15 protein-coding genes are annotated in these 22,067 nt (G+C 47.3%); 3 read left to right on the top strand and 12 right to left on the bottom strand.

The window, feature by feature from the left end; genetic code table 11:
* Positions 1-153: 153 nt before the first annotated feature.
* The 11 genes from NST34_RS16230 to NST34_RS16180 form a co-directional block, all read right to left on the bottom strand.
* Entirely contained in the window at positions 154-1,887 is a 1,734-nt protein-coding gene (locus NST34_RS16230; RefSeq protein ID WP_076299824.1) for a hypothetical protein, read from the bottom strand.
* Positions 1,888-1,976: 89 nt separating this feature from the next.
* Positions 1,977-3,563, bottom strand: a complete 1,587-nt coding sequence (locus NST34_RS16225; protein ID WP_341128282.1) for an extracellular solute-binding protein — start codon at positions 3,561-3,563, stop codon at positions 1,977-1,979.
* Between the two features lie 62 nt (positions 3,564-3,625).
* Positions 3,626-4,516, bottom strand: coding sequence for a carbohydrate ABC transporter permease (locus tag NST34_RS16220; RefSeq protein ID WP_076299822.1), 891 nt, complete (start codon positions 4,514-4,516; stop codon positions 3,626-3,628).
* A 4-nt stretch (positions 4,517-4,520) separates the two neighbouring features.
* A complete protein-coding gene (locus NST34_RS16215; RefSeq protein WP_076299821.1) occupies positions 4,521-5,495 on the bottom strand; it encodes an ABC transporter permease in 975 nt (324 codons plus the stop codon).
* Positions 5,496-5,696: 201 nt separating this feature from the next.
* Complete coding sequence (locus tag NST34_RS16210; protein ID WP_076283709.1) at positions 5,697-8,009, bottom strand: helix-turn-helix domain-containing protein; 2,313 nt, start codon at positions 8,007-8,009, stop codon at positions 5,697-5,699.
* A 183-nt stretch (positions 8,010-8,192) separates the two neighbouring features.
* Positions 8,193-8,996 carry a polysaccharide deacetylase family protein gene (locus tag NST34_RS16205; protein WP_076283710.1) on the bottom strand — a complete coding sequence of 268 codons (804 nt, stop codon included), beginning with the start codon at positions 8,994-8,996 and terminating at the stop codon, positions 8,193-8,195.
* The gene (locus tag NST34_RS16200; protein ID WP_076283711.1) at positions 8,989-10,047 is read right to left on the bottom strand and encodes a glycoside hydrolase family 88/105 protein; all 1,059 of its coding nucleotides are present in this window, start codon (positions 10,045-10,047) and stop codon (positions 8,989-8,991) included. The genes NST34_RS16205 and NST34_RS16200 overlap by 8 nt, the downstream gene beginning before the upstream one ends.
* A 337-nt stretch (positions 10,048-10,384) precedes the next feature.
* Positions 10,385-11,299, bottom strand: a complete 915-nt coding sequence (locus tag NST34_RS16195; protein ID WP_341128281.1) for a dihydrodipicolinate synthase family protein — start codon at positions 11,297-11,299, stop codon at positions 10,385-10,387.
* Between the two features lie 30 nt (positions 11,300-11,329).
* On the bottom strand, positions 11,330-12,085 hold the full coding sequence (locus tag NST34_RS16190) for a carbohydrate ABC transporter permease (RefSeq protein WP_179086710.1): 756 nt from the start codon (positions 12,083-12,085) through the stop codon (positions 11,330-11,332).
* A gap of 199 nt (positions 12,086-12,284) precedes the next feature.
* Positions 12,285-13,229 carry a carbohydrate ABC transporter permease gene (locus tag NST34_RS16185; protein ID WP_076283714.1) on the bottom strand — a complete coding sequence of 315 codons (945 nt, stop codon included), beginning with the start codon at positions 13,227-13,229 and terminating at the stop codon, positions 12,285-12,287.
* Positions 13,230-13,313: 84 nt separating this feature from the next.
* Complete coding sequence (locus tag NST34_RS16180) at positions 13,314-14,687, bottom strand: ABC transporter substrate-binding protein (RefSeq protein ID WP_076283715.1); 1,374 nt, start codon at positions 14,685-14,687, stop codon at positions 13,314-13,316.
* Positions 14,688-14,926: 239 nt separating this feature from the next.
* On the opposite strand from NST34_RS16180, the gene NST34_RS16175 reads away from it, so the two are divergent.
* From NST34_RS16175 to NST34_RS16165, 3 genes are all read left to right on the top strand, one after another.
* On the top strand, positions 14,927-16,726 hold the full coding sequence (locus NST34_RS16175; protein ID WP_076283716.1) for a sensor histidine kinase: 1,800 nt from the start codon (positions 14,927-14,929) through the stop codon (positions 16,724-16,726).
* On the top strand, positions 16,707-18,302 hold the full coding sequence (locus NST34_RS16170) for a response regulator (RefSeq protein ID WP_076283717.1): 1,596 nt from the start codon (positions 16,707-16,709) through the stop codon (positions 18,300-18,302). Before NST34_RS16175 ends, NST34_RS16170 begins: the two co-directional genes overlap by 20 nt.
* Positions 18,303-18,381: 79 nt before the next feature.
* Positions 18,382-20,844 (top strand): LamG domain-containing protein, encoded by a 2,463-nt coding sequence (locus NST34_RS16165; RefSeq protein ID WP_341128280.1) that lies wholly within the window; start codon positions 18,382-18,384, stop codon positions 20,842-20,844.
* Positions 20,845-21,060: 216 nt separating this feature from the next.
* On the opposite strand, the gene NST34_RS16160 is transcribed toward NST34_RS16165, so the two are convergent.
* Positions 21,061-22,047 (bottom strand): alpha/beta fold hydrolase, encoded by a 987-nt coding sequence (locus NST34_RS16160; protein WP_341128279.1) that lies wholly within the window; start codon positions 22,045-22,047, stop codon positions 21,061-21,063.
* Between the last annotated feature and the right edge of the window lie 20 nt (positions 22,048-22,067).

Here is a 22,067-nt window from a genome sequence, read left to right as displayed (position 1 = left end):
CTATGAAGCAAGGCTAACGACAATGCTAATCCCAAGATACGATTGGAGGCTTTCGTTGAGCTCTTATTGAACACCCTTCTCACCTCAATTATTTATTGTTAATCTACTTGATTTCACGTTCACAAACTTCAGAACTTACGTCCTCCTTATTTGTTAATTATGAAATAATACGACCCGTTCGGATGGCTTCTTCGCTAGCTTCAATGTTAGTGATTGGTCAGGCGACTCCAACGATGTTTGAACTTCATGTTCCGAGATAGAGAGCGACGACCTTCTGTCGGAATCCTCGTCCGGTCCGCAAAGCGTCAATGCAAACATGAACAACGCTTCGTTCATCGCATGGAAGTCAATCATCGAAGGTTCTCCTTTGTAGAGGACGTAATCCAAGCTAACAACCGGACCCTCTTCGACCAATTCCCAATGAAACGCACTGAATTCATCCATCGCGCCATATAAAGCCTTGACCGATAACGTCATCTCTCCAAGATACGTTTGGAATGCATCTTTGCCGATCTGTTTCCATGCAGGTACATCACCAGTACTGCCAATTTCAAGCCGGATTCGCAGATCTGACGCCGTCATTCGACCGTGGATAGGATCCAAATTCACATGTGTATCTCCGCCGTCCAGAGCGAATTGGATGCCATATAGTACGGAAGCTTGCTCCTGTACACTTGTATACACCGCCGAACAGAAGTCGTAACCGTCATGCAGCACCCGAAGCTGGATATAACTTCGCCCCTGATTTCCGGTGTGAACGTAACCCAGCAGATTTCGGCACTGCTTCCACATCACATTATGATTGAACGTGCCAAGCGTGAACTCAGAAGTCATGTACGTATAAGCCTTCCGCGTCCGGAACTCGTGATAAGAAGGCAAATCCTGCCTCAGTTCCCGCTCAACAATACTGGTGAACAGTCCATACAGCCGCTCCGGACAGACGATGCCTTGCGCATACCATTCCAGTCCATATACGAATTCGTCATTGCTTACAAATGACACGTCACCTTTACAGGCCATCTGAAGGAATGAGAGATGCGAATTACTTAGGAATGTCTGGTATGAACGGGCGTGGGGTCCGGACCATTGCTTCAGCAGCGGGTGGAAATGCTCGGCAACCATCAGCCAGGTCGCCTCTAACATCTCGTTCGCCAACCGCTTGGCCTCTGCTGTATTCGAATACATCACAAGTGCGGATAGTTCCAGAATGGCTACCGTACTGTACGCCGGGCTATTATATTCGAGGAATGCGCCGGTCTGCATAGAATAATCGTATAGGCGCGTGAGTCGTTCCAAGCCATACTCGAAATAAGTGCGGTTCTTTAAGCGTTCGCCTGCAATCAATGTAACGAATGCCCCCATAATCGCAATATTCGTGTAATCAGGTCCGACATTTCTTTTGATGATGGCTTCGCAGCTATGGGAGATCGCCTGGCTTGTTAATTGCTCAAGATCGCCCGGAAGTCGGTTGCTATGACGTATCAACACTTGCAGTAGTCGCCTCCCGATGAAATCAGCCCAGTTCCAATCCGGCGGTGACATCATGGACAGAGGCTCCTCAAAGTACCATGACCATATTCCGAAGGTAGGCGAATCCAGCTGCTGATCCTGAAGGGATAGAATCGTTCGCAGTATTTCGAACGCCCGATCTTTATAAGCATCTTCATGGCAATCCAGAATGGCCAGGGCATAATCCAGAGACTCCCGGATGGGGTGAACATTTTCTACATTTCTAAGCTTCGTATGATACCCTGGACTCGTAAACGGTGTGCGAAGCAACTTGATCTCATCATTGTAATTCACATGTTTGGGTTCCAATGCTTTCTTGAGGAAGGGAAGCCACTGGGTTTCCTCTTCGTGTATTCTGCTGAATTTCGTGCTCGACATGTTTTTCCTCCTTAGCTTTACCTGGTTACGGTATACTTCTGATCCTTTAGGCAATCAGAAGTATACCTACCGAGTGTTTCAACAGCGTTCTAATTCAGATTATCTTTGTTTGCGTCATACCACGCTTGCGCGAGCCTCTCCACATTGTCGCCGCCAAGACGCTTCCATTCTTTCTGTAACTCGTTCAGACCTTGTGCAGGCGTCATCGAGTTTCCGCCGGTCACAACCTTCGCTTCAATCTGTTGTGCGATCGGATTAAATGTCGCGATTAATTGGGTCAATTCCGGGAAATCAGGATTAAAAGGGATATCTCTGCGGTATTTATTTTTCATGACCAGTTCAAGCGACTTACCCTTCTCTTTGGCATAATTTTGTGACTGCTCATCCTTGGCCGCCATAGCGAGGAACGTCTCTGGACGTAACACATTATCGAGCATGATCGCATATTCAGAAGCATAGGCAACTTCATTCTTGAATTTATCCGGGTCGGTTTTCTGCCGGACGCCGTCGACTATGTTAAAGTGGACGCCTTCTTCGCCATACCTGAGCGGTTCCCAACCATCCTGCAGCATCCAATCGATAAATTGAATTGCTGATTTAATCTGATCTTCATTCATTTTGCTATTGAACGCGGTGAATACGCTCGGCGGTGCCTCTTGATACAATCCGTTTTTGCCATATTTGCTGCTGATCGACTCCAATGGAACTAGCTTTGCTGTGGGATCATTTTTTATTAAGTTATTATTCAACTCTTCGATATCCCAGTTGGCAAGGTAGATGCCAGCTTTGCCTGTCGTCAGCAGTTGACCTGAGCGCTGGAAATTCGTATCCGTGATATATTCCTTGTCGATTAATCCTTCGTCGAAGAGCTGCTTCTGGAAGGATAACGTATCCACATACCGATCTAGCGTTCTGCCGAATTGCAGTTTGTCATCCTCGACGTACCATTGGTTCTCGCTTGTAAAAAAGAAAGCTTGATCAATCGAGTTGGAACTCACGCTTAATGCGATCGGTACGGTGTCTGCTTGACCATTGCCATCCGGATCCCCCTCCTTGAACTTTCGGGCAACATCGATGAACTCTTCCACGTTTGTCGGCGCTTTCAGTCCAAGCTTATCCAACCAGTCTTGACGTATCCACATCCCGTGGTTGGCAAGCGTTTCCCGTGCGAACGACACCGCATAAATTTTTCCGTTAAAATTCAAGTAGGGCAGTAGCTCAGGATGCTTCTCTAGATACGCTTTGTACGTCGTACTATATTTGTCGATATAATCGCCAATCGGTTGGATTGCGCCTTGATTTGCCAACTGACTGATGTAATTCCGATCGTATTCCCAGATTAGATCAGGTGCTTCCCCAGCGGCGATGAGTGCGTTCAACTTCGGCTGTGCTTGATTCCGCGCAATAGGAACCCATTTCACATGGACGGGTGATTTCTCATTGATCCACTTCGTCCAGCGATTATTCTCATACGTCCCTTCCTCTGTCGGCACTTTCCCACGATCAAACATCGAAATGCTGATTTCTTTCTTGTTTTCCTCATTTACTGTGGTAGCTGTGCCCGATGAATTAACCGGTTTCTCTGATACAGTTTTGTTCGAGCTGCATGCGGCCAACATCGTCACGGACATCGTGATCACCATCATAGTCATCATGGCTTGTTTCAGCTTCTTCATCGTTTCATCCCCTTTTTCCTATTGAACTATATCAAGAGCCTTCAGCCCTGTGATATCAGTCGTCAACCCTTGACCGACCCAATAAGTACACCTTTAACGAAATGCTTTTGTAGGAATGGATACATACATAAGATCGGCGTGACAACGATGACGACGGCAGCCGCCTTCAGCGCCTCTGGTGTCAGGAGTACCTGCTCCAACGCCTCATTTCCCCCCATGTTGTTCAATAAGTTACTGTCCACCAGACTAATCATCTGATATAGCTTGACCATAACGGTCAGCTTCGTTGATTCTGTGATATACAGCATCACGTTGAAATAACTGTTCCACCAGCTGACAGCGTAGAACAGAGACAACGCCGCCAAGATCGGCTTGCACAGCGGCAAATAGATTTGTAAAAGGATCCGCCAGTCGCCCGCGCCATCGATGGATGCCGACTCCTCAATTTCCTCCGGCAAGCCTTCCATAAACGTCTTCATCACGAACATGTTATACGTACTGATCAAGCCTGGAAGCCATACCGACCAATATGAATTCATAAGCCCAAGCGACTTAATCAAAATAAAGTTTGGAATCAACCCAGCGACAAAGAGCATTGAAATTGTAATGAACATCAGCAATACGCTTCTTCCCACCAATCTCTTCCTTGAGAGCGGGTATGCTGCCATAATTGTCATTACTACGTTTAATATTGTTCCGATAATCGTAACGACGACGGTATTTCCCATCGCTTTGATGAGCTGTCCATCATCGAATAGCCGACCATAAGCAACGGTATTGAATTCAATTGGCCACAAGAACACTTCACCGGACGTAATTGCCCTGCTGCTGCTGAAAGAAGCCACGATTTCGTACCAGAAGGGGAATAAGGTTAACAACGAAATAACACCTAGGATTGCGTAAGCGCTTACCATTGCGAGTTTATTTAAGAGTCTTTTTTCGGTTCGTATCATTGGATCACCACAACCCCCGTTCCCCGAAAAGTCGGATCAGTCGATTGACGCTGAGAATAAGAATGACACCAATGATGGATTGAAACAAACCGATGGCTGTCGTGTAGCTGTAGTTCATGTTCTGAAGCCCTACCCTATACACATAAGTACTAATGACATCGGCCACATCCAGTACGGAATTATTCTGGAGGACAAGGGTCTGCTCCAATCCGACATCCATCATTTGTCCCATTCGGAGAACGAGCAAAATGGCTATAGTACCGCGAATGCCGGGCAATGTGATATGCCAGATTTGCCGCAGTTTGGCGGCGCCGTCGATTTTAGCTGCTTCATAGAGTTGAGGATCAATCGAAGCCATGGCCGCCAGATAAAGAATGGTTCCCCAACCAGCTTCTCGCCAAATCCCTGCAAGGGTATAGGCAATAGGCCACCAGAACGAATCTGCCATAAAATAGATGCTTTCCCCGCCGGTTATTTTCTTCAATAGAAGATTCACGATTCCCGTACTCGGCGATAGCGCAGCAATAACAATGCTCCCTAGCACTGCCCACGACATAAAGTGGGGAATGTACAGCATATTTTGCACGATCCGCTTATACCAGTTACGACGTACTTCATTTAATAAGAGAGCTAGTAGTATCGGAACAGGAAAGCCGAACACCAGACTATACAAGTTAAGAACAAGCGTGTTTCTTAGAATCCTCCAAAAATCTGAGCTTGCGAATATCATTTGAAAATGTTTGAATCCAACCCAAGCGCTGCCGAATACACCGTCCGAGAATCTGTAATCTTTAAAAGCAATGACCTCTCCGACAATCGGCACGTATTTAAATAGAAAATAAAATCCGATGACAGGCACAAGCATTAGATATAAATGTTTGTCCTGCAGCATTCTACTCCAGATCGACCGCCTGTGTGTTCCGCTTCGTACTACATGCGATCCGGCCTGCGATTTCGCTGTCGCTAACCTCCCTTTCATATGTTCTCATCCTTTCATATCATCTCGCCTCACCCTTTCGCATGAAAACATGCGACTGATGAATGCTACGATTCAAATTGTAGGATAAGAAGCCTTAACCCGGAAAGAGACGCCTTATGCTATGAGTGACTTTTCTTACAAGATGTCGGGTCGCATTTTTTATGCTTCGTTCATTTTTTTGTGATGAGTTTCGTAAAAATCTTATTCCACGGTGATTTCGGCATTCGTATCTAGCATCCAATCCCGATGTTCCGAAGGCGTCATGCCTGTATATTTCTTAAATGCCCGTAAAAAGCTTCGAGTATTGTTATACCCAACCTCTTCGGCAATATCGTTGATTTTGCGATTCTTATCTATGAGCAAACCAACAGCAGCTTTAATCCGTGTCTCAATCAAGTAATCAATGAAGTTCTTCTCGGTATGCTCTTTGAACAATTTGCTGATGTACGTAGGAGTGAGCTCAAACTGATCAGCCAACTGTGCAAGTGAAAATTCGCTTTCTCTATAATGCTCCTCGATATAGATCAACATGGCCTCGATCAATTTATTACTGCCCCGCTGCTCCCGCTTCTCTTTTACTTTGCTTGCTATCTGCGTAAGCACGTCCAGCACGATCTGCTCCAGTACCTTCCAATCATGACAACGGTTCATTCGTTCGTGTAGATTGCCCATGCTATCTAGTACTTCGTCTGTTTCAATGCCTGTCACAGCAATGGCCTGCAACGATTTTATCACCAGCTCATAGGATAAATGCCGGATGAGTTCCGGGGACAGACTGTTCCCAATCGCCTCCTGGTATAAGAGTGCAACAGTTATCCTGATTTTCTCGATCTCCGTGTGCCTAAGCGCTTCAATAATGCGCTCTGTCATTTTAATGAGCCGGTAATAATATTGATTATCCGAGCCGATCAAATCTTCAAATGAGATAACGGCATGGCTGCCGAACACCATGCGATATTGCAGTGCTTTTTGTGATTGCTCATACGATGTCGGAATATCCTTCATATCGAAATAACATCTACCTACCCCTGCCGTTACGCATAGTCCGAACTGATGCTTCATAATGTCCAGAATGAGTTCAAGAATCGTTAGGGCATGCAAATGGTTCTGTTCCACATCTCCTTCTGCGAAGCTAAAAATAATGGCAGATCTACCTGAACCTAAATCGATTGCAATGCCGGCGGTCTCCATATTGATCAACTCTTCGGCGACATTACAGAACACATAGGTATATAGCGTCTCATCCTTGGAGCTCATACTGCCTTCTTTCTCAATCTCAGCTGTACAGACGACAAACATGCTCGGATGCAATGGAAACCCAGTAAATTCTAACTGGATGCTTACGGACGAATACTCAGTTCGATAACCCGCTAACATATCCATCACGATTCTCCATTTCAGGATCGGCTTGGAGTCCCGAACTCGCTGCTCCAACTGCTCGCGATCCATGAACATTTGATCAAATACCGTCTCTAAATAATCAAGTCTGGCGGCGTGCTCCGGCTTCATTGGTTTGAATGCGCCAGTCATTTTATTTGCCAAGCGATCCAGCGGTCTAAAGGTTCGACGGTTCACGTAGAACAGCACGGATAATGCGAGTACGACCATCAAGACAACAATCCCGATCATAAGATTTCGAATCGATGCTAATGGATGGTACAACTGAGTCTCAGGAATAACGCTTACAATTCTCCAACCCGTATAATTGGACTTCGTATAGAAGATGGACTGCTTGCCTCCATTCCATTCGACTGCGAATTGCCCACTCCCCTTCTCACCTAGTATCCGGTTGATGTAAGGAATGTCTGTCATATTCTTATATAATTGTGATTTGTCATCATGCGTCACGATGTTCCCTTTGTCATCGATGATGAACGTATGTATTCCTTCTTGATTGCCATCGAACACATCGCTAATCATGCGGTAGAGTACCTCTTCATTAATATTGACAGCTACAAGACCTTTCCGGTAAGCCGGACTACTAATTAGCGGATAGGGTCGGATTAATGTGACGACATCCTGCATTTTCTCCCCATCCCATATCTTGTGCGTCGCGATCCACTTCGTATAACCATCCATATCTAGATAACTTCCTAACCAATGATCTTCTGACTCGTTTTTGTTGATATAAGCTTTATCCGTTAATACATCACCGCTCGTATTCGAGTAAATAAAGACGGAGGAAAATTGATTGTTGGCATGAACCATCGTTTTCAATTTGTTCGATAAACCGAAGAAATTCGCATACTTCTGTGAGACATCATCGTAACTGTCATACATGAAATACACGTATTCAAGTTGTTCAGATAAATTCAGCAAATCTTTCTCTGTTGAGCGAAACACGAGTTCGATCTTATCGTCGATCTGCTTGAGTAGCGCAATATGTGTATCTTTCAAATCGCTACGCAGACGTCCTACCATCCCGAAATAAGACAAGCTAAAGGTAAGGATAATAACGATGATAAAGATCGATCCATAAATCATCATAACTTTCCCCGAAATACTTAAGCGCATAACATATCCCTCCCTCAGCAGATGATTGGATGTCATTCATTTCGTCGTGAATTCCTATATCACTCTTTAAAATTCTAGAAATAGAAAAACTCCCTCCTGTTCCATCGTTTCTCTCTAGTTAAGAGCCTTGATGGACAAAAGGGAATCTATCTTGATTACGAATTCGTTGTTTGCGTGGTCAGATTACCGTACCAGTATTATTTGACTTCCGCCTTTCACTTCAATGACTTCACCATTCACTTCCAGCCATATCGAATGATAAGAGGGATTGTATACAAGATCCATCGCAGCAGAAAATCGTAGGCTCTGATAGATTCGCATGTAATCTACGATTTCGATGTTCGTCGCGTACCATATATCCTCACGACCACTAACCGATTCACAAAAGCTCTCGATTAGTTCCCAATTACTGTCTTGATCGAACTCGTAGCTGTGTCCCCAGATATACATCAAATAAAGATGCTGTCTTCGACCAAGCTGCTTGAATGTCTCGGTCAACGCAAGAAGGTTTTGGTTGTGGTGACAGGTCGGGTTCCACGCGAAGTAATCATCTGGCAGGTGAAAATTCCCATGACTTAGGACGTTTCTGGCATATTCGATCCCGAGGTGTGGGAGCATCTCTTGGATCTGGCGGTTGAATGAACCGTTGGGATAGGAAAACCCTCTGATCGGGTAGCCTGTGACTCGTTCTATAGACTTCCTGTCTTCAATTATCTCACCAACGATTTGCTCCCTTGAACATCGTGTTAGTGTCGGATGCGTAACCGTATGCACCGCGATTTCATGGCCTTTGTACAGATCCTTGACTTCTTCCAAAGGAATTCGTTCGTGATGTCCGGCCAGGCCTGAATTTAAATGGAAAGTTCCTTTAATGCCATATTGATTGAATAAGTGCAACAATCGTCTATCGGCTGATCTTCCGTCATCATAACTCATCGTGAGTACCTTATGTTTCCCCTCAGGGAACGTCAGTTGTACATTAGGCATAGAATTTTCCACAGTCTGCGTGTGCGAGTGATAACAGAATAAGAGTTAGCCCTTGGCCATACAGGGTCGGAATGCACGGAATTTCATCATAGGCCGCAATGCTCGGCATAACTGGCGTTCCTCCAGATACCCCTTGTACTGTACCGTCAGGGTCAATCCGATCTATAACGCCATGCAATGCCAGATTAATGGCTTTCTTGTATGAATCATCCAGCCAACCTAATCGCATACCAGCTAACCAACCCGCCGCGATGCCTGCGCTCCCGGATGTCTCCTTATAAAATTCGGATTGATCCATGACGGTACTCCACATGCCAGATACCCCTTGGAAATGCCGTAGTCCTGCTGCAAGCCGCTGGTATCGTTCTACAATCTCATCTGAAAATGGCGTCGTGGTACCAATCTCCTCCGCAATCCAAGGAATTGCGAGGATGACCCATGCATTCGCACGCGTCCAACGAGCGGAGGACATATGATTCTTCTCCTCACAATTCCAGCCATGGAACAATACACCCGTTGACGGATCCTGAAGCACACGTAAATGGCTAAGTAGTTGGAATTCCGCTTCTATCGCGTATTTGTGATCACCAGTTAGCTTTGCAAGTCGAGCCAGAAAGAGTACGGTCATAAATAAGCTGTCCGCCCACACTTGTTCGGAAAACTGAACATTCTCCGTGACTGTATGCTCAAAAGTACCTTCCCGCGTGCGTGGTGCTTCCGTTAGCATCCAATCCCCGACATTGAGCGCGGTATCCAAGTACCAATGTTCGCCCCCCAGCCGATACAAATCAGGGAAGATCGCATACGGCGCCATGGAATTGATGACATTTACTTGTTCACTCAATTGTTTATTTCGAGCCGTCCATTGAAGCAAATATTCGATGGCTTCATGATTGTTCATTAATTTGCCGTAAGCCAGAATTGAAATGACGCCGACGCCCGGAACCCAATCCCAGCTATCGATACCCATTCCCCAATCATTCGTCGTCTTATCGATCATCCGATGATAGACGCGATCCGCTAGTTCAGCTAGTTCATCTTTTCCCAACATCTAGATCCTCTCCCCTGAACAAGAATCATACTTTTGTTGTTCCCTTTCAAAAGGCTCTATTGTAAATGTAAAGGATATCCCCCTTAAAACTTGAGTAAATGTTCAGGTTTTATGGGGAATTTCCAAAATAGCAAGAAAGCATTGGAATAACACATGGTAATATTCACTTACTGCTCATCATTCCTTTTGGAACAGAAGCGCATATCATGGGTTTGTTTTCCGTGACGGGTTTATTGGACAAAACAAGATGTTTTTGCCTGGAAGGTGAGGGCAAGCTGCTAGTTGCGCCGATCGCATGTATTCTTTACATCCTGGCTCCATTGTCATCATCAATTTATTACACTTGATAAGCCGATACCTTCAAAACAGCACTTTTTTCATAAAACGTTCGGATTGCCGCTGTCTCTACCTCCGTCAGTTGCTTTAGCGGCTGCCTTGCTCTGTACGAGCGGATAATGCCCTGTGCATAGCAAATATACTTCTCATAAGGGATCACATCGAAAGACACCATATTCGCAATGACCTCATTCGCCTCGCCCTGCAGTTTTGAAAGACTTGACCAGTTCCCATGTTCCGCTTCTTGATACATCTGAACGAATAACGGAGCCATCATATTATAGGTGCTGCCTATAGCGCCGTCGGCTCCAGTGAGCGCGCCAGCCGCATACACCTCATCATGTCCGTTAAAGATTAGAAAGCGGTCTCCGCAGCGGGCACGAATTTGCTGCATCTCGAACAGGTTGAGGGATGTGAATTTGACGCCGATGCATTGGGGATACTGGGCCATCTCTTCGTAGAAATCCATCGATAATTGGACGCCTGTCGCTCCCGGGTAATGATAGATAAACATCGGCAGCGGGACAGCGGCCATAATTGCAATATAGTGTTCCTTGATCTGTTCAACTGTCGTCTTGTAATAAAACGGCACCACTGCCGACATCGCATCGACGCCCTGCCGTTCGGCATGACGCGCCAACTCGATTGAAGCTTCCGTACCTATGGCTCCGACGTGGGCAATGATCGTTGACTTCCCCTCCGCCGCGCGGACGACTGTCTCCAGCACCTCTTGCCTCTCCACCGTATTCAGGATGAAGCCCTCACCAGTACTTCCGCCTACATAAAACCCTTTAACGCGCTGGCTTTGCAAATGTCGAACTAGACGGGCAAGTGACTCATGATCAATACTACCGTCATCGTGCATCGGCGTAATAAGCGCGGTATACACGCCTTTGAAATCATAAGAATTAGTCATCTCTATCGGCTCCTTTTTTTAAAAAAACTATCAACCCTTTACGCTCCCTGCGGTCATTCCCTCGATCAAATATTTCTGAATAAATGCGAAAATGACGATAATCGGTAAAATAACGATAACCCCGCTTGCGAGCAATCCGCCCCAGTTGGTCGAACCCATGCTTTCCATCAATTCGGCGATGCCGACCTGAACGGTCTTTGCGTCGATAGAGCTGGTTAAAATGAGCGAGTACTGGTAGTCGTTCCATCCGAGAATAAATGCATATAGTGTGATTGACACCAACCCCGGCAAACTAAGCGGAATAATGACTGTGAACAGCGTCCGCCACTTGCCTGATCCGTCAATCGCCGCTGCTTCCTCCAGCTCGGGCGGTATGGTACGGAAAAACCCGCTCATAATCCACACACCAACAGGTATCGTCAGTGTCCCGTAAATTAAGACCAAAATCGCTTTCGTATTCAGCAGTGAAAACGCTGCCGCTATTTTGTACCAGGGAATCATGATCAACGGACCCTGAATCATCTGGGCCAGCACGATTAGCACGACGACCAGGCTAACGCCGGGTACCTTATAACGGGCCAGACCATAGCCGCTAATGCAGGCGATGGCTCCTGTAACCAGTGCGGTGATACCGCATACGATAATTGAATTGAGCAGCAGTCGGGGCAGCTGAAATCCTACATCGCCAAGCGCCCATCTGTAATGATCCCAAGTCAAATTGTCCACGATCCAGGTCGGAATCGTTGAGAACATTTCCGTGTCCGACTTCAGCGTCGTGACGATCAACCAAGCGAACGGCAGCAGCGTGAATACCATCAACAGCGCCAGCCAGACATAATTTGCCGTTCTTTGAGCAAAAGACTCTTTCATAAGTCGCACCTCGAATCATGCATCGTTGTTAGTGGTACTATCCTGCATAGTACAAGCAGGACCAAGACTCGTTAGAACATCGTTTTAATCGGGTATAATATCGTTCCTCTGATGCCTATTCTAGGTTTCGGCCGAACAGACGCGAGTAAATACCGACGAGAATCAATACTATCGCCATCGACAGCGTAGCGATGGCCGAACCTTTGCCGAGATCGAAGTAAACGAATGAATTCGTATATAAATACGTCGGCAAAATACTGGTCGAATAGCCCGGTCCACCGTTCGTCAGCGCCCATATCATTTCGAATTTTGTCCAGGAGGAGACAATGCTGACAAGCCCGGTCACGTACATGATCGGCTTGAGCATTGGCAGCGTAATCCGGGTAAACCTCTGCCACGCGGAAGCCCCATCCATATGCGCCGCCTCAATCATTTCTTGGGAGATGCCCGTGAGTCCAGATAGCATCATCAGCGTAATATAGGGGAATCCCTTCCACGCCGACGTTAGCAGCAGTGCGGGCCAGACCAGTTGTTCATCTCCAAGCCAGACGATATTTTCCGAAATCAAGTGAAACATTTTTAAATAATGATTGAATAGTCCGTAATGACCGTCGTAAATCCACTTCCAGACAATGCCGATAATGACGACCGGCGATACCCATGGAACCATCATCAATCCACGCCACAACCCTCTGAACCGTATCTTGCTGAACAGAATAATTGCGGCGGGTATTGCAATCGCGAATTGAAGGGCAGTGGAACCCAGAACCCAGATGAAGCTGTTCCAGAAAATTTGCCAGAAAGCTCCGTCATTCACGAGCAGCTCCTTGTAATTGCCGAAGCCGTTGAATGACATGCCACGTCCGGAGATGAGCGAATAGTCGTACAAGCTCAGCCGGATCGTTTCCACAAGCGGATAAAATTGAAATACCACAATATAAAGGACGACGGGCGCCAACAAAAAATACCCGAAGCCGAATTCCCGAAAAAACGCCGAAACGCGTCCCCGCTGTCGGTTGAGCGGCGGATCCTGCCTATCTAGCCTCAGTATGTCGGACATTTCTTACGCTTCCTTTCCTTCACAGGTCCCATAACATCCTGTGAAGCTGCAATGGCTCGGCATGCAGCTCCAACGGAGTCTGGCCTATTCCAGTTTTGCCTTGATTTTGTCAATGCCGTCTTTGATGGAGGCATATGCCTCTTCTACCGTCACTTTGTTGTTAAGCAGCTTGGCCATCTGTTCCTGAACGATGACTTCCATCTCGCTTTGTCCCGGAATTTTGTCCATCGGAACGCCGGATTCATCCAGCAGCTTGCTGAAGTCGTTCAGCATCGTCTTGTGTCCCTCTATCGCTTTTGGATAAATTTTTTCTGACTTCTTGATAATTTCATCGAGGCTTGTACTCTTGATCGCCGTCACGTTGACGACGGACGCTGCCGTGCTGTTGAATTCCTGGGATGACCATTCCTGAATGAGTCTCCAGGCGACTTCCTTGTTTTTACTGTCCTTGAACATCGCGATACCGACGTTCGATACCGGCGCTTTGGCTGATGTGCCTGAAGGCCCCTTCGGATACGCAATCGTACGGGAGACATTGACGATGTCTGGGTTAATGCTGTATACATTGGCTGTAAAGAACGTTCCCGCCGCAATCATGCCAACCTCGCCATTGCTGTATGCGCGAAACATTTCCGGGTACCCCCAGGTCAGATGCGCTTTCGGCTGATAAGGCTCCAGATTTTTGAAATGCTGAAGCGTTTCCAGGTATTTGTTTTTGCTCTCAGCTGACGTATCGCTCAGCAGCAGATTATTGCTATATGCGGCCGTGAACGGCACACGGAATGCGAACCGGGCTGTTCCAAGCGGATAGCCGAAACCGTACTTGCCGTCTTTCGTCATCGCCTTGGCTGCTTTCTCAACATCCTCCCACGTTTGCAAGTCCTCCAGCTTCATGCCTGCTTCGTTCAGCATTTTCTCATTGACGATCATCGTGAAGGAGTTCGCTAGATTCGGTACAGCGTACAGTTTGCCGTCCTCTTGGGCATATTCCATCGTACCCGGCAGAAAATCGTCCTTCTTCAAATGCTCGCCTTCTTGCTCAAAATAGGGGGTCAAGTCTTCCAAGCCGTTCAATCGAACCAAATTGGTGATGTCTTGCGTTTGTGTGAGATCCGGGACGTCCCCCGAATTTAACATGACGGATAGTTTTTTCTCCATATCGGCCCACGACAGATACATATACTCGATATTGACGTTCGGATATTTTTCCTTCATTCTCGCCTTGAACTGTTCAGCCAGCTCTTTCTCCGCCTCCGAAGTTCCCGGATAGACGAACCGGATGTCAGCCTTGACTGTGTTCCAGTCGATGGCCTCTCCGCTTGCCGCCGTCGATGGCGGCTGGCTGTTCTTTCCATTCTCTGCCGCGTTATTCCCGCCAGATGTTCCGCATCCGCTCGCTAACAGCGACAGTGCAACAACTACCGCGCCGAACCCAAATCTCTTTTTCCCCCTGCGCATATCTGATCATCCTCCCGTTTGGACTTGTCTTGCTTGTGCACAATCCCATCTTACCCGCAGATTCGATACGCAACAATGCGGCAATTTCAAGGTTTAGTGGACTTCGTCAAGTAACTGGTTTCGATCTTCTACCTCCATATTGAATGTAGAGAAAGGATTTGCTAATGTAACAGTATAAATTGCTTATAACATTATTTTCCTATGCGGATGATCAAGCGCCGCCTGTTGGGAGGCTTTCCATGTTCGTATTCAGACATCTGCAAACGAAACTGTTCGTATCCTTTGTATTACTCGTCCTCATTCCGCTGCTGACGCTCGGCTTCTTTTCGTTTCGGACCGCCACCTCCTCTCTAGAGAAGGAAACGGAGCAAAATCAAGCCCAGACGGTACGCTTGATCGGCAATAACATCAAGCTGATGCTAGACGACGCCGGAGACATTACTTCCTACATTATGAATAACGTTAGCTTACAAAGCTTGCTCAGTCGGGATTATAACGGACCGGTCAACACTGAACAGGCTGCCGCACTTGCTTATCTCGACAACATCAAAGCCGCCAAAAAATACGTTAGCTTCCTTGTTATCTACGGCCAAAACGGCTTTTTGTACCGCGATTTCAGCGAGTTTTTCCGGCAGGTCATCCCTTATTCAGACTTCGCTGAGATGCCGCTATACACCGCTGTTGCTTCCCGGGACGGCGAGGCATTCTGGACGTATTACAGCACCCCCCTATTTACATTCGGGCACAGCTACAATGAAATTATGATTGGACGGCGGATCGTCGATTTATATGACCCGGACAACAAGCTCGGCTTGCTTTTTATGGGTGTTAATCGTGACGCTATCGGCAATATCATTCAGGACATTGAGATTGTGCGCTCGTCTAACATCTTTATTTTTGATGACAACTACAATCTTGTATCGAGCAAAAGTCAGGACAACGGATTAAAAAAAACACTGATGGACGATCTGAAACTCAAGCAGCAGCTTTCACTTAAGTCGCATTCGGAGATCTATGATATTAACGGAAAGCGTTATTCCGTCGCCAGTACGGTCGTGGAACCATATCTTTGGAACATTGTGAGCCTCACACCGCTGGAAATTATCCGTAGCCAACACCGAATCATGCTAAATGTAACTCTCGCCCTATCGGTATCGCTGCTCGCTCTCGTCGGGTTCTGCTCGGTATTCCTATCGCGCAGTATTACAAAACCGATTAAGAAGTTACTCCGTTCCATGAACAACTTCAAACGGGGCGACTTCAACCAGAATGTCGAGGTCACCTCACGAGATGAGATTGGATTGCTTACCCAAAAGTACAATGATATGGTCATGGAAACGAACAGTCTCATTCAGAAAGTGTACATTAGTCAAACAAAACAAAAGATGATTGAACTTAAGACGCTTCAGACTCAGATCGAACCGCACTTTCTGTACAATACGCTGGACTATATTTTCCTTAAATCGAAAATGAACGGTGATGATAATACAGCCCAGGTAACGCAATCCCTGACTGAGCTCTTCCGTCTTTCTCTTAACAAGGGTAAAGATTATTATACGATTCGTCAGGAGCTGAGCCAGGTCAAGGCCTATATTCATATCCAATATGCCCGCTTTCCGAACCGATTCATTCCTTGTTATGAGATCGATCCTGACATCATTCACTTCTATATGATGAAGCTACTGCTGCAGCCATTGGTGGAAAACGTGATTCTACACGCCTTTAGTACAAAGCGGGCACAGCCCGGCACGCTCTCGATCAGAGGAAGAAAACTGGACGAGCAGCGGGTTGAATTCGTCGTCGAAGATGATGGATGTGGCATGAGCCCGGAGATGGCAAGTTCTCTGCTTGAAAGTGATACCAGCGGCACCGGTTATGGCATCCGTAACGTCAATGAAAGACTGACGATGATGTTCGGGCCGGAATACGCACTACGTATTGAGAGTGAACTGGGGCATGGCACGCGTGTTATGCTGGTTATCCCGCTCATATCAGACGAAAACCAATGGAGGCTGCTTTATGAAAATCATGGTCATTGACGACGAACCCATCGTACCTCAAGCCCTTCGTGCCCTTATTCCATGGGAGGAGCATGGTTTTACTTGGCTTCCGCCTGCCGATAACGGAGATGAAGCGCTGGAGCTTATCGAGCGAGACAAGCCCGATCTGCTGTTACTGGATTGCCGGATGCCGGGCAAAACTGGCCTGGAGCTGTTGCAGGAAATCCATGCGCGGGAGCTGCCGGTTAAATCGATCATCTTGAGCGGACACGACGAGTTCACGTACGCACAGCAGGCGCTCAAGCTAGGCGCCCTGGATTATTTACTAAAGCCACCGGATCTCGACCAGCTGCTGAATGTTGTCCTATCCATCCAACAGCAATGGAAAGATGAGCAAAAGCTCAAAAGTCAACTTAAGGACCATCTGCCGCTGATCCGTTTCCGTTTTCTTACTTCTTTGCTTGAGGGCGCCTGCTTCAACGACGATCTGTTCGTGGAAAAAACGGAGTTCCTACACATCCCTCTACGGATCGGTCCCGTATATCTAGCAATCATCGAGTTGGACGAAGATCCAGACTTTCCGAAAAACTACTCTTACGAAGATCAGCAGTTGATGAACTTTGCTGTTATGAATATAGCTGAGGAGACGCTTGCGGCATGGCCTGACAAATTCTTAATTTGTCCTGAGCACAACCGATTCATTCTGCAGGCCAATGTCACACCGTCGCAGAAGGCTCAGTTTCGGGAGGATTTGTGCAGACTGGTAAGTAATCTGCGCGAGGCGCTTCACTATATGGTGATGATCGGGGTATCGGTGCAAGGGATGAGCCTCAATACGGAGGGCAAACATCTCTATCAATCGGCTCGGACGGCGTTGGAGTACAAATACTATACCGGTCAAAACCAGGTCGTGTTCGTTGAGGATCTGGAATGGGAAAATACCGTCTCACCGAATCAGAAGTTTCCAGCTTCCACTCCAGTTGACGAAGCGCTTCAACTTGCGCTCAAAGTCGGTAATCCCGATCAGCTCACCCGATGGTTAGAGGACTTTATCCAACATTTGAAGAGCCGCGACTATCCTGTACAAGTGACCAAATCCATTGCACTCCAGCACATGGTGGCAGCTGCGGACTCGCTGATGGGCATGCACCCGAAGCTGGCACTCGACGAACTGCTTCCCGCAGGTCAAATTACGATGTTCTTCGAGACGTCTACGCTGGAGCAGTTAGTGGAAGAAATGCGACGCTATCTGGACGTACTTCTGCGGCGGACCCTCGATTTTCGCAAAGTCGGTAAAAACGCTATCGTGGAAAAGACAAAGCGATTTATTGAGGATAATTTTAGGGAGTATGTGACGCTGGAGACAGCAGCACAGGCAGTCTACTTGTCGCCCGTCTATCTAAGCTTTTTGTTCAAGCAGGTCCAAGGCATCAACCTGTCGGATTACTTGACCGAAATACGGCTTGCCGAAGCGAGACGATTACTTGCGGAAACCTCTCTGAAAACCTATGAGGTGGCACTCCGCTCCGGCTACCAAGACGAGAAATATTTCTGCCGTCTGTTCAAAAAAAGGACTGGCCTGACACCGACCGAATACCGCAATCGCCAAAATTGATCAGCCATACCGCTCAAAAGATTAATATAATCTACCAAATCTAGACTCTATCCAATAGGTTAGAAAGAGTTGATTTGGTATGATTCTTAATGTAAGCGCTTTATATTTTATGTCCAAGGAGCTGATGATTCTTTTGAAACAAGCTGTTTCCTGTTTGCTGCTCGTTTGTCTTATGGCGGCTTTGGCTGTGCCAGCAGCCGCTACTGGTTACCGTGTCGATCCGAAACGGATCTATGCAAATGATGGCACCAATGATTTCTGGTGGTCTCATACGCGTTGTGCCACCCTGCCGGGACAAGGTCAAAATGGCACTCCGGCGATATTGTGCACGGCATCCAAAGATTTGAACGACAACCACTCTGACGTGTTTTATGACATCGCCTACACGGTCAGCACTAATCTTGGTGACAACTGGACGCCTTACAACGTTATCCCGCAATACGATTGGAAGACACTTCCGAATGGCTACAGGGGCATGCTCATCGATCCCGTTCCTGTCTATCATGCTGCAACCGGCAAGATCATACTGCTTGGCATGGCGCAGTCGTACGACGCCAATTTCGGCAAAAAGCAAACCTATCCGGCATACGCCGTATTCGACCCAACTATCGAAGCCTGGAGTGCAGATTGGCAACTCTTTGATTGGCCACAAGTATTCGGTCATGCGGGAAGCTCTTATCCACACATAGACGAGCAGACGGGCAAGGTGTTATGGCCGATCCATTCGACCTCCGGCTCTGGCGCGCTGCAAGTTGTGACCGCCTCCTTCGACGGGACCTCGTTGATATACGAAAGCATGAGCGGTACGGTCCCGAACACCGGCGTACACGGCAATCGTTCAGGTATCGAGGCTTCGCTGACCATGTTCGGCGGCGAATACTTCCTGACGAGCCGTGATGACACGAATAATCGTTTGACCAAGAGCGTCAACGGTATCGACTGGCAGCCCGCCGTTGATCTACAGTGGGAAGACGGCACTCCCATCGTCGGTAGCATGAATACGCAGATGCATTGGATTACGCGACCGGACGGCTTGTATCTCGTTTATACTCGGCAAGATTCCGTCAATTCGGATGTGTTCCGATATCGGGCGCCTCTATGGATGGCCAAGATGAATCCGGAAACGCTTAGGCTTAAGAAGGAAACAGAGCACAACGTGATGCCGAACACGACCGACCGTGCGCAGCTCGGGAACTTTGGCACGCTGGATGTTACGCCAGAGCTGAGTATTGTGACCAGCAATGAGTGGAATTCGCTCCAGCCTAACAGTACCATCGTGTCGCGTATCTGGTGGAACCGTTCATTGCTCGGGAGCTGGCCGCTGAACGAAACAGCCGGGATGACGGCCGTCGATACATCAAGTGCAGGACACGACGGCTCGATCTCAGGTGCAGTACCGGGCGCGGAAGGGCACTTTGGTCCAGCACTGAGCTTCTCCCAAGCTGGCGATCACGTCAACCTTGGCCATTCTGCGGACGGCTCGTTTGACTTCGGCTCGACGCAAGACTTTACTGTCTCGGCATGGGTCAAGACAAGCCATACCGGATCGATCCAATATATCGTGAACAAAGGCGATACCAACGGCTCCTTCTGGCTTCGCTTCGAAGCGGACGGCTCACTCCGATTCTTGCTCGATTACGGGAATACGTTCGATGCAGTACAGTCCGCCGTTTCCTTAGCGGACGGTAAGTGGCATCATGTCGCTGGCGCGGCAGACCGCGATGCCGGACTACGGCTGTACGTCGACGGATTGATTGTCGCGCAATCGTCTGCGTTCCTGGGAGGCGACATAGCTAGCAACCTCCCCCTGACGATTGGTTCTAATTCAGCTTTGACGTTAAAGGGGCTGATTTCTGAGGTTAAATTATTCAATTATGTCTTAGAAGAACATGAGATGCTTGCTCTTGGTGGTGTCGCTGGCAGCTGGAGCTTTGACGAACCGACGGTGGGAAGCGGCATTATCACAGCCAACGATATAAGCGATTACGAATACGGGATGCTTTTGAACGGCGTGGCTCACAGCTCATCAGGTAAATCAGGTGGAGCTGTCCAATTCTCGGGAAGTGGACAATTCGTCAAGCTTGGTGATCCGGATTCCGGCTTGTACGACTTCGGCACAGATCAAGACTTTAGCCTGACCGCTTGGTTTAGAACCAATGTTGTCGGCACGCCGAAATACATCGTAAATAAAGGGGATACTAACGCTTCCTATGCCCTGCGAATCGAGAGCAACAATACAATTCGATTCTGGCTCGATTACGGTAGCACCGCCGATGTCGTACAATCGACGCAGACGTATACAGACGGCAACTGGCATCATGTCGCGGCTGTAGCGGATCGGGACACGGGACTGAGACTGTATGTAGACGGTATATTAGTTGGAGAAAATAATTCGCTGCTCGGAGGTAACATCTCGAACAAACTGTCGTTGACCGCCGGACATAACTCGTCCTCCACAATGAACGGCCTAATCGACGAGGTTCGGCTGTACCGCTATGCGTTAACGGAAGAACTTTTACTGAACGAAATTGTAGGTGATTAAATCGGTGTACAGTTCCTTGTAGGACAAGTACTTGGACCTTAGCGCTGATTCTCTCTTGATCGGCAGATGTGACACAAGAATTGGAATCAAACAAAAACACCCTAATGCATTATGAAGTGCACCCCTTAGAATAGACATCGGATAAACCCCCTGGTTTATCCGATGAAATTCTAGAGGGTGCACTTCAATTTCGGCTCCGCAGTTCAATTATTAACCCTACAATTGGATTTGTTTCATGTAAGCTTTGAATTCCTCAGCGATTTCTTTGTATTTTGTATGATGCAGGTAATGAGAACCTTCCATCGGGATCATTTTTCCCTGTGCGGATTGTTTGACTTGCTCTTCATGAAGCGGAATCCACTGTTTATTGTGCTCATTATTCGATTGAACGAAGAGAAGCAACGGCAAGTCTTTTGGCATTGTGAGTTTTTCTCCATTTTTAAAATTGGAACCGAGGTGGCTCAGTTCATTCATCAACGTTGGATTGGTCGCGACTTGATTCGAAATCAAACGCATCTGTTCTTTGGTATGCTCATCGAATGCAAGCGATTTATACGCATCTCCGCTCACTTTTTGGAACAATCTCATCAGACCTGATTTTTGAAGAAATTGCATGGATTTCAAAGGTAATTTGACATCCATCCCGGGTTGATTGGGAACGCTGCTATCGATGCCGACAAAAGCAAGAACTTCATCCGGATAAGTGTTCACATAGGTCGCTCCGTAAAGTCCCGCGATGGAATGTCCCATTAGAATGTAACTGTCAAGACCCAGTTGCTGCAGAGCTTCGTGAACCTCACTTACTATATTCTCCGTCGTTCTTTCCTTCTCGGTTTCATCGCTCAAACCATAACCGAAAGGCTCGACCAACACGACTTTATAATTAGGGGTAATTTCATCGATCAGCAATTTGAAATCAAGTGCAGGCGACGGGGTTCCTTGTCCTGGTAGAAGTACAACGGTTTGTTCTCCGCTGCCTTGAATGAGCACATTCATCTTTTTCCCATCCACATTGACATACTGGCCATAGGATTCGATTTTCTTTTTCTCTACTCCATCGCTGATTGCATCAACGATAAAAACGATGCCCATGAACAGCACGAGCGCCCCTACAATACCTCCGATTATTTTTAACCATAGGTTCCGTTTCTTGTGGCTCTTAGTCCCAGTTGTTTTTATTTCTACCTTATTTGCCACGTTCATCTCTTCCCTTCCTTGTCTCT

Origin of the sequence: Paenibacillus sp. FSL H7-0714 (genome assembly GCF_038003765.1) — a bacterium.
In the GTDB taxonomy this organism is placed as follows: domain Bacteria; phylum Bacillota; class Bacilli; order Paenibacillales; family Paenibacillaceae; genus Paenibacillus_AQ.
Note: the sequence above shows the minus strand (reverse complement) of the source record. Positions and strands in the feature narration are given on the sequence as shown.